This is a genomic window from Streptomyces sp. MBT65 (genome assembly GCF_016612545.1).
In the GTDB taxonomy this organism is placed as follows: Bacteria; Actinomycetota; Actinomycetes; order Streptomycetales; family Streptomycetaceae; genus Streptomyces.
Window position 1 is genome coordinate 19363 of record NZ_JAENRY010000198.1, and the last position, 9343, is coordinate 28705.

Genomic DNA, 9343 nt, shown 5'->3' on the forward strand with positions numbered 1-9343 from the left:
CGACGAGCCCGAACATCGGCACAACAGGGGCCGTAGCAAAGGGAGTTGGGTCAGCTCCAGCTCGCGTGCAGGGGCTTGCCCTCCGCGTAGCCCGCCGCGCTCTGGATGCCGACGATGGCCTGCTCGGCGAACTCCTCCAGGGAGGCCGCGCCGGCGTAGGTGCAGGAGGAGCGGACGCCCGCGATGATCGAGTCGATCAGGTCCTCGACGCCCGGGCGGGCCGGGTCGAGGAACATGCGGGAGGTGGAGATGCCCTCCTCGAACAGCGCCTTGCGGGCGCGGTCGTAGGCCGACTCGTCCGACGTGCGGTTGCGGACCGCGCGGGCGGACGCCATGCCGAACGACTCCTTGTAGAGGCGGCCGTTCGCGTCCTGCTGGAGGTCGCCCGGAGACTCGTACGTGCCCGCGAACCACGAGCCGATCATCACGTTCGAGGCGCCTGCCGCGAGGGCCATGGCGACATCGCGCGGGTGGCGGACCCCGCCGTCGGCCCACACGTGCTTGCCGTACTTCTTCGCCTCGGCGGCGCACTCCATGACGGCCGAGAACTGCGGCCGGCCGACGCCGGTCATCATGCGCGTGGTGCACATCGCGCCGGGGCCGACGCCGACCTTGATGATGTCGGCGCCCGCCTCGATGAGGTCCTTGACGCCCTCGGCGGCGACGATGTTGCCGGCCACGATCGGGACCTGCGGATCGAGGGCACGCACCTGCCGGATCGCGCTGATCATCGACTCCTGGTGACCATGGGCCGTGTCGATGACTAGCGTGTCCACGCCCGCGTCCAGCAACTGCTTGGCCTTCTGCACGAAGTCGCCGTTGATGCCGACGGCCGCGGCGATCCGCAGTTTGCCGTCCGCGTCCACGGCCGGTGAGTACAGCGTGGCGCGCAGCGCGCCCTTGCGGGTGAGGATGCCGGCGAGCTTGCCGTCCTTGTCGACGGCGGGGGCGTAGCGGCGGTTGGCGCCGTCCAGCTTGTTGAACGCCTCGCGCGGGTCGATGTCCGCGTCGAGCAGCAGCAGGTCACGGGACATGACCTCGGCGAGTTGCGTGAAGCGGTCCACACCGGTGAGGTCGGCGTCGGTGACGACACCGACCGGGCGCTGGTCCTCGTCCACCACGACACCCGCGTTGTGCGCGCGCTTGGGCAGCAGGGCCAGCGCGTCGGCGACGGTCTGGTGCGGGGCCAGCCGGATCGGGGTGTCCAGGACGAGATGGCGGCTCTTCACCCAGGAGACGACCTCGGTGACGACCTCGATCGGGATGTCCTGCGGGATGACCACGAGCCCGCCGCGCCGGGCCAGCGTCTCGGCCATCCGGCGTCCGGCGATGGCGGTCATGTTGGCGACGACCAGCGGGATGGTGGTGCCCGTGCCGTCCGGGGAGCTGAGGTCCACACCCTGGCGCGAGCCGACCGCGCTGCGGCGCGGCACCATGAAGACGTCGTCGTACGTCAGGTCGTACGGGGGCTGGATGTCGTTGAGGAAACGCACGTGCCGCACATCCCAGTCGATCGAGGTGACCCCCGGACAGGTCAGCCAGGGGGAAGAGCACGTACTTCATTGTCCCATGTCGGGTGGAATGCCATGCCTCGGATCATCGTCCGAGCGGGGCGACGGCAGCCTTGGAGGAAACGCCCGGAGGAACCCTTGATTCAGCTGTGGGCAACCTTCGGGACACCTCGGGCATCGAACGGGCATGACTCCCCACAGGACGCTGTTCGGGGCGGCGCTCATCGCCATGGTGCTCGCCCTGGCGCCGGGTGCGACCGCCGTGGCCGCCGGTCCGTCCCCCCTTCCGACGCCGGGCCCCACGACGATCCAGGCGGACAGCCGGCTCGACGTGGGGCCGGACGCGCAGTCGGTGCACGTGGTCTGGTCGTTCTACGGCGGCAGTCCGGACCTTCCCCTGCCCGTGCACCAGACCTTCGTCATCGATGCCCGGGGCCTGGCCGGCATCGCGCGCATCGCGGTCGTCGACCCGAGGTGCACGGCCGACGGGCAGGTCTTCACCTGCGTCAACAAGGACCTCTCCCAGCTGTCGAACCTCGACTACACCGTGCAGGCGGACCCGGGCGCCGCCCTCGGCGCCACCGGCACGGTCACCTACACGGCCTCCGGCGGCCCCGGCACCCGCGGCACCGCACGGGCCAAGGTGACCGTCGGCGTCCCCGACCTGGTCGTCGGCAAGGTGCCCGAGGTGACGCATGCCAGGACCGGGGCCCGGATCGACGTGCCGCTCCGGCTGCGCAACGTCGGGAACCTGGCCACCGACCGGCGGATCGCCGTGACCTGGGTGGCGGCGGGCGGTCCGGTCTTCGACCGGACGTTCTCCAACTGCGGCTACCGCACCGGCAGCGACCCCGTCGAACCCGCCGGCCCGACCTCCGTCACCTGCGTCTTCCCGGCCTCCGTGGCCGCGGGCGCCACCGTCGGGCTGAGCAGCCCGCTGACCGTCACGGTCGGCGCGCACGCCCTGAACGCCAAGATCGACTACAGGGTCGAGCTGCTCCAACCCGGGGTGCAACCCGACGGCAGCCCCGAACCGGGCACCGGGCCGGCGCTCACCCTGGTGCCCGCGTCCGGAGCTGGAGACGGCTTCGAGAGGAGCGGCGCCACGGGCCGGCTCGGTGTCTCGGCCGACAGCTTCGCGGATCTGGCGGCCACGGCCACGACGAAGCCCGCCACCGACGCGGGCGCGGACGGATGGACGCTGAACCTCACCGTCACGGACCACGGCCCGGCCGCCGTGTACGCGATCGACAGTCAGGAGTACGTCGCCGAGGTCGACGTGGTCCTGCCCCCGCACACGGTCGCGACCGACTACGAGCACTCGGAGTCGGAGGACAGCGCGTACGGCCCCTGCTTCGTGTGGGTCGACGCCACCACGACGGCACCTTTCGAGGCGGGCCACCGGCACTACGTGTGCGCCGTGCCGTTCGGTATCGGGGCCGGCAAGGACGTGGAAGCCGTGTTGTCGGTGCAGCCGGACAAGAGCTACGACGGCGCCAAGGGCACGGCGACCGTGCGCCCCGGCCCGGCCGGCATCGCCCTCCACGACCCGCGCGCGTCGAACGACAGCACCACCTTCGCCTTCGGCGCCCGGGCCGCCACCGGCGCGTACCGCACGGCACTCGTCACCGCCGCGGCCATCGGGACCGCCCTGCTGGGCGGCGCGGTCCTCGTCCTCCGGCGCCGCAGGCGTTCCCGCTAGAACCAGGGAAAGGCACAGGGATCAGTACAGGAAGCGATGCAACGGCGCCGACTCGGTCAGCAGCATCGTGAGCCGGTGCGCGAGGCGCTGCCACGCCTCGTCCTGCCCGTAGCTGAGCCGCACGTCCTCGTCGTCGCCCGCCTCGATCGCCGCGAACAGGGCGGCCGTATCGGCGTCGGGCGTGAGGTCCACCAGGGACAGCACCCGGGCCAGCGCGCCGACCAGTCCGACGGCGGTCTTCTCGGGGGTCAGAACCGTGCCGCGCACGACGGCCATGACACCCGAGGGATCGGGCAGGTCCGGCGGTGCCACGAGGAGTCCGGACAGCTCGCGCAGCAGCGCGTACAGCAAGTCCGTGTCCTCGGTGGGCAGTTCGACGATGCGCAGGCCCTCGTGTTCCCAACGGCCGTTCGGCGACCACACCTTGGGTCCTCGCGCCACCGCCTCGGCCAGTGTCTCCCGCACCCGCCGGAAGGCCGCGAGCCCGTCCGCGAACAGCGCGTGCCCACTCGCTCCGCCCACGGACTCGGCCAGGGGCGCCAGCAAGTGCTCTTCCACCCGGTCGCACTGCGCATCGAGATCCGGATCCACGACCACCAGCCGGACCGCCGTGCGCTGCTCCTGTTGCTCCATACCGAACACTCTGCCAGCCGCCTCGGACAATCGGGTCAGTGCCCGGCTCCGCCCAGCGCCAGAACCACGGAGAGGTTCGGTGTGCGGTCGGTCGCGTCGCCGAAGACGTCGACCGCGGTCTCCCACTCGTCGGGCCGTGCCTTGGCGTACGGCTGCCAGTTCCGTACGACGATCAGCAGGCCCCGCTCCACCGCGCCGTCGGGCCACACCGTGTGGTCGCCGAGGCTGTCCGCGAGGGCGTCCCAGTTGCGGCCGAACCAGTCGGGCAGGGACAGCGCGCGGACGCAGCGGTCCATCAGGCCGGCCTTGTCCGTGACTCCGTCGAGGTCCAGGGTGACCGCGAGCTCCGTCATCTCAGTACCGTCCTGAACGACTTGTAGTGATCATCGGTGTAGTAGATCTCGCCGTCCTGCCCGGTGACAATGCGCCGGGCCCCGCGATCGCGCGAGCCCGGCGTCCTGACGGTGTATTCGTGGTAGTAACCGCGCTTCTGCTGGGGCAGCAGCTTCTCGTAGTTCCCGAAGACGACCCCGTCCTTGGCGTACGGGAAGGGGCCGCCCCGTTCGATGAGGGTGATGGTCCGCCGTGCCTCGGCGGGGAGTTGGGACTCCTTGACGGTCCCCGTGCCACCGCTCGTGGCCGTGGCCGAACAGCCGACCGGCAGCAGTACGGCCAGGCAGACGAGCAGAACTCGGCAGAGGAGCAGGACCCGGGGTACGAGAAGAGGCCGGGAGACAGGCAGAGGTCGGGGGACGAACCGCGGCAGCATGCGCCCGATGCTGCCACGGCCGTCCCCGCACGACCCGCTGTCAGGGCCCGTCAGATCCCGTCGGGGTCCGTCCGGCTGAGTGCCGACTTCGGCGGGGACCCGGCCGTCATCAGATAGTCCGCCGCCGCGGTGTCCGTCACCAGGCTGGTGACCAGACCGGACCGCAGCACCGCGTCGATCGCCGCCGCCTTCCGCTGCCCGCCCGCGATCGCGACGACCTCGGGGATACGGCGCAACTGGTCCGCCTTGACGGTGATGCACCGCTCGCCCAGGTCCCGGCCGACCCGGCGGCCCTCGGCGTCGAAGAGGTGCGCGGAGGTCTCGGCGGCGACACCGAGGGACGAGTAGTGCGCCCGCTCCTCGTCCTTGAGCATGTCGTACACCGTCGAGATGCCCGGCTCCCAGGAGCCGATGGAGACACAGGCGACCGTGACCTTGTCGAAGTACTCGAAGGCCCGGGCGATCCCCGTCTGGTGGCGCAGCGCCTCCGCGGTGGCCGCGTCCGGCAGCAGCATCGGCGCGTAGATGGGGTGGGCGTCGCCGCCCGACACCTGCGCGGCCCGCCGTACGGCCTCGACCGAGCCGCGCTCGGCGGTCCCGGCGTCGTACACGCCCGTCAGCTGGACCACCGTGCAGGGCGGCAGCCGGTCGAGGGCGGCCGCCATGTGGATGGTGGACCGGCCCCAGGCGAGGCCGAGCACATCGCCCTCGTTGACCAGCTCGCCGAGCAGGTCGGCCGCGACCTCCCCGAGGTTCTCGGGATCGGGCGACTCCTCGCTGACCTCGGCCGGGGACTCGACCACGACGGCGTGCCTCAGGCCGTACCGGGCACGCAGCGCGTCCGAGCGCTCCGCGTCCAGTTCGGCCGGTACTCGGATCTCGATCCGTACGAGATCCCGTTCGAGAGCGGTCTCCAGGACCCGGGCCACCTTGAAGCGGCTGACGCCGAACTCCTCCGCGATCTGGATCTTGGACTTGCCCTCGAGGTAGAAGCGGCGGGCCATGGCCGCCGCCTGCACCAGCTCAGCGGGTCCCATCCGCATGGCTGACCGGCCCGCCGACATACCCGACACGGCGTTCTCCTCACTGCTGTTCACACTCTGGGTTCGCCGTTCATCCTCGCAGATCCGGCGTACTTGATCAGCCTCGATGGCCGCCGTTCACATACCTGCCGCTCAGTGGTCGCACGCCCAGGATGCCTTGCTCACGGCAGCTTCGGCCTGTGTGCGCAATGCACGTACCGCCGCGGCCGGGTCGGAAGCCCCGTACACCGCCGAACCGGCGACGAACACATCGGCTCCGGCCTCCGCGCAGCGCTCGATCGTCGAGGCCGAAACCCCGCCGTCGACCTGCAGCCACAGCTCCAGCCCGTGCTTCCTGATCAGCTCCCGGGTGCGGCGGATCTTCGGCAGCATGATGTCGAGGAACGACTGGCCACCGAAGCCCGGCTCCACGGTCATGATCAGCAGCATGTCGAGTTCGGGGAGCAGATCCTCGTACGGCTCGATGGGCGTCGCGGGCTTGAGCGCCATGGAGGCGCGGGCGCCCTTGGCCCGAATCTCACGGGCGAGCCGCACGGGGGCGGCCGCCGCCTCGACGTGGAAGGTGACGGAGGAGGCCCCCGCCTCGACGTACTGCGGCGCCCAGCGATCGGCGTCCTCGATCATCAGATGGCAGTCCAGCGGGGTGTCCGTCGCCCGCGCCAGCGACTCTACGACCGGCACGCCGAGCGTGAGGTTCGGGACGAAGTGGTTGTCCATGACGTCGACGTGGAGCCAGTCGGCTCCTTGCACCGCGTTGGCCTCATCGGCCAGGCGGGCGAAGTCTGCGGACAGGATGCTGGGGTTGATCTGGACGGCCATGGCCCAAGCCTGCCATGCCCTCCGGGGGTTGGGCGCATCGGTCCGTTCGGGATGGCGGTGTTTCCGGGTGCGGGTTCGCTGTAGCTAGGTGCGCAGTTCCCCGCGCCCCTTTCAGGGGCGCCCTGTGTGGGCGGGGTCGAAGCAGTGCTGTTCCGGTGAGTGGACTGCGGCGTGACCCTGGGGGGCGGTGAGCCCATGCTCGGCGTCACGTGGCACGTGACCAGCGGGGGGACACGTAGTGAGTCGGACGGATACACGTGACTTGGTCGCGCTGCATGCGCGGCATCTGAGCAGCGGGCGTGGGCGGCTGGCGGCGATGTTCGGGAACGTGGTGGAGGAGTCCGCGCGGGGTGCGGAGGTGACCGCCACCGACGGGCGGACGTATCTCAACTGCGGTGGATACGGCGTGTTCTTCGCCGGGGCCGGGCATCCGAGGGTGGTCGCGGCGGTGCAGCGGCAGGCGGCGCGACTGGCCCTGTCCACCCGGCTGTTCCTCGACCCCGTCTCCGCGCTCGCCGCCGAAGCGCTCACCGGGGTCGCGCCGGCCGGTCTGGACCGGGTGCACTTCTCCGGCTCGGGGACCGAGGCCGTCGAGGCCGCCGTGAAACTGGCCCGCGCGCACGGCAGACGACGGCTGGTCTCGATGCGCAACGGCTATCACGGCAAGACCCTCGGCGCGCTGTCCCTGACCGCGAAGGCGCTCTACCAGGACCCGTTCCGGCCCCTGCTGCCGGACGTGCGCCACGTGCCGTTCGGTGACACCGGGGCGCTGGCCGCCGTACTGGGCGACGGTGGCGGGGACGCGTGTGTGGTGGTGGAGCCGGTGCAGAGCGAGGCCGGTGTGATCGTGCCGCCGGCCGGATATCTGGGGGCGGTGGCCGCGCTGTGCCGGGAACACCGGGCGTTCCTGGTGGTCGACGAGGTGATGACGGGACTGGGCCGGCTCGGCTCCTGGTGGGGCTGTGTGGCCGAGGGCGTACGGCCCGACGTGCTGGTGACGGGCAAGGCGCTGTCGGGCGGGGTGATGCCGGTGGCGGCCACGCTCGCCACCCAGGAGGCGTTCGAGCCGTTCGACGCCGACCCCTTCCTGCACACCTCCACCTATTCCGGCGCGCCGATCGCCATGGCCGCCGTCAGCGCGACCGTCGGGGTCGTCCGGGACGAGGGGCTGGTCGAACGCGCCGCCGCCATCGGCGCCCGGCTCCTTCCCGCGCTCCGGGCCGTCGCCGCCGACCGCGCGCCCGGCCTGGTCCGTGAGGTGCGCGGGGCCGGGCTGCTGATCGGCATCGAGCTGGCGGACGCGGGGGCGGCGGGCGAGTTCCTGCTGGAGATGGTCGACCGCGGAGTGGTGGTCAACCACTCCCTCAACGCCCATCCGGTCGTCCGGCTGACCCCGCCGGCCGTGCTCTCCCCGGCGCAGGAGGCGCGACTGCTGGAGGCCGTCGAGGGCTCCCTGTCCGCGATGGCGAAGTCCCTGACCTGACCCCGGCTCCGCCCGGCCCATTGCTACGGCCACGAAGGCTCCCGAAAGGCTGACGACCATGCCGACGCATCCTGAGCGTCTCAACGACCCGGAGAACAAGGCGAGTTCACTCGACCCGCCGCCCTTACGAACCGTGTTGCTCACCGGCGCCAGCGGCGTCCTCGGCACCGCCCTGCTGCCGTACCTGCGCCACCACCACGTGATCGCGTTGACGCACCGCAGGCCCCCCTCCCCCTGCGGTGAGGTCGTGTCCGGGGACGTCACCCGTCCCCGGCTCGGGCTGGACCTCGCCTCCTACCGGCGACTGTGCGAGCGGACCGACGCGGTGGTGCACGCCGCCGGCATGGTCGCGTTCGGCTCCGGCCGTGCCTCGATGCACACGGTGAACGTCGAGGGCGCCGGACGGGTGGCCCGGTTCGCGGCCGACGCCGGTGTCCCGCTGATCCACGTCAGCACGGCGTACGTGGCCCGCTACCGGGAGATCCTGGCCGCCGGGGGCAACCGCGCCGAGCGGGCCGGGAACAGTCCGGCGGACTACGTGGCCTCCAAGATGGCCGGCGAGGAGGCGGTCGCCGCGGCGGGCGGCAAGGTGACGGTCGTCCGCCCGTCGATCATCATCGGCGACTCCGTGACCGGGGAGATCGCCGAACCTCAGGGGCTGCACACGTTCGCCCAGCAGGTGCTCCGCAACCGCCTGCCCTTCGTGCCGAGCGATCCGGCGAGCTACGTGGACTTCGTACCGCAGGACGTGGTGGCCCGGGCGATCGTGTCGCTGCTCGACGACGACGCGCACCCCGCCGAGTACTGGCTCAGCGGCGGGGCCCACGCGCTGACCTGCGACCGCCTGGTCCAGGTGATCGTCGAGGAGGCGGCGGACGCGGGCATCACGGTCCGACCGCTCCGCGTGCTGGCACCCGACGTCGTCGAGCGCCTGGTCCGCCCGGCCTTCTTCGACGTGGTCCCCGAGTGGGCCCAGACCCGACTGGACCGCCTGCTGGACATGTCCTCCGTCCTCTTCAACGAGGACCCCCTGCCCAGCTCGATCGCGGACGTCCCCGGCCTCGGCCCCACGACGGGCCCCCAGGCCAACGAGGACGCCTGGCGAGCCTCGGTCCGCCGCCTGATCACCGACCGCCTCGGCACCCGGGCATCGGCGTGAGACACCAACGGAGAACACCACGGACCGGCGTGTACGGCCGGTCGTGCGCACCGGAGGTCGGCACGTACTCCTGCCCAGGCACACCAGTGGTCGACACGCGCTCCTCGCCGGGCACACCAGTGGTGGGCGCACACCTCCGGCCATGCCCACCCGCAATCGGCGCACGCCCTCCGCCGCGCCCGTCGGCAGCCGCCACACACCGCCGACGGGAGAGACCCGCACCG

The 9343-nt window shown here is 71.7% G+C and carries 9 protein-coding genes; 3 read left to right on the forward strand and 6 right to left on the reverse strand.

Annotated features, from left to right (window positions below):
- Positions 1-50 precede the first annotated feature (50 nt).
- Positions 51-1493, reverse strand: coding sequence for a GuaB1 family IMP dehydrogenase-related protein (locus JHN63_RS34715; protein ID WP_200688332.1), 1443 nt, complete (start codon positions 1491-1493; stop codon positions 51-53).
- A gap of 205 nt (positions 1494-1698) precedes the next feature.
- On the opposite strand from JHN63_RS34715, the gene JHN63_RS34720 reads away from it, so the two are divergent.
- Complete coding sequence (locus JHN63_RS34720; RefSeq protein ID WP_200688334.1) at positions 1699-3213, forward strand: hypothetical protein; 1515 nt, start codon at positions 1699-1701, stop codon at positions 3211-3213.
- Between the two features lie 21 nt (positions 3214-3234).
- On the opposite strand, the gene JHN63_RS34725 is transcribed toward JHN63_RS34720, so the two are convergent.
- From JHN63_RS34725 to rpe, 5 genes are all read right to left on the reverse strand, one after another.
- Entirely contained in the window at positions 3235-3846 is a 612-nt protein-coding gene (locus JHN63_RS34725) for a hypothetical protein (RefSeq protein WP_200688336.1), read from the reverse strand.
- Positions 3847-3881: 35 nt separating this feature from the next.
- Positions 3882-4199 carry a barstar family protein gene (locus JHN63_RS34730; protein WP_200688338.1) on the reverse strand — a complete coding sequence of 106 codons (318 nt, stop codon included), beginning with the start codon at positions 4197-4199 and terminating at the stop codon, positions 3882-3884.
- Positions 4196-4615 (reverse strand): ribonuclease domain-containing protein, encoded by a 420-nt coding sequence (locus JHN63_RS34735; RefSeq protein ID WP_200688340.1) that lies wholly within the window; start codon positions 4613-4615, stop codon positions 4196-4198. The genes JHN63_RS34730 and JHN63_RS34735 overlap by 4 nt, the downstream gene beginning before the upstream one ends.
- A 50-nt stretch (positions 4616-4665) precedes the next feature.
- Positions 4666-5712, reverse strand: coding sequence for a sugar-binding transcriptional regulator (locus JHN63_RS34740; RefSeq protein WP_200688342.1), 1047 nt, complete (start codon positions 5710-5712; stop codon positions 4666-4668).
- Between the two features lie 78 nt (positions 5713-5790).
- The gene (gene rpe, locus JHN63_RS34745) at positions 5791-6477 is read right to left on the reverse strand and encodes a ribulose-phosphate 3-epimerase (RefSeq protein ID WP_200688344.1); all 687 of its coding nucleotides are present in this window, start codon (positions 6475-6477) and stop codon (positions 5791-5793) included.
- Positions 6478-6739: 262 nt separating this feature from the next.
- On the opposite strand from rpe, the gene JHN63_RS34750 reads away from it, so the two are divergent.
- Both JHN63_RS34750 and JHN63_RS34755 read left to right on the forward strand, forming a co-directional pair.
- Positions 6740-7960 carry an aspartate aminotransferase family protein gene (locus JHN63_RS34750; RefSeq protein WP_200688346.1) on the forward strand — a complete coding sequence of 407 codons (1221 nt, stop codon included), beginning with the start codon at positions 6740-6742 and terminating at the stop codon, positions 7958-7960.
- A 58-nt stretch (positions 7961-8018) separates the two neighbouring features.
- Positions 8019-9119, forward strand: a complete 1101-nt coding sequence (locus JHN63_RS34755; RefSeq protein WP_200688348.1) for an SDR family oxidoreductase — start codon at positions 8019-8021, stop codon at positions 9117-9119.
- Positions 9120-9343 lie beyond the last annotated feature (224 nt).

What these genes read in the sequence shown, in the direction of transcription:
- JHN63_RS34720 (WP_200688334.1), top strand. Translation starts at nt 1,699, where the DNA reads ATGACTCCCCACAGGACGCTGTTCGGGGCGGCGCTCATCGCCATGGTG.
- JHN63_RS34725 (WP_200688336.1), bottom strand. Translation starts at nt 3,846, where the DNA reads ATGGAGCAACAGGAGCAGCGCACGGCGGTCCGGCTGGTGGTCGTGGAT.
- JHN63_RS34730 (WP_200688338.1), bottom strand. Translation starts at nt 4,199, where the DNA reads ATGACGGAGCTCGCGGTCACCCTGGACCTCGACGGAGTCACGGACAAG.
- JHN63_RS34735 (WP_200688340.1), bottom strand. Translation starts at nt 4,615, where the DNA reads ATGCTGCCGCGGTTCGTCCCCCGACCTCTGCCTGTCTCCCGGCCTCTT.
- rpe (WP_200688344.1), bottom strand. Translation starts at nt 6,477, where the DNA reads ATGGCCGTCCAGATCAACCCCAGCATCCTGTCCGCAGACTTCGCCCGC.
- JHN63_RS34755 (WP_200688348.1), top strand. Translation starts at nt 8,019, where the DNA reads ATGCCGACGCATCCTGAGCGTCTCAACGACCCGGAGAACAAGGCGAGT.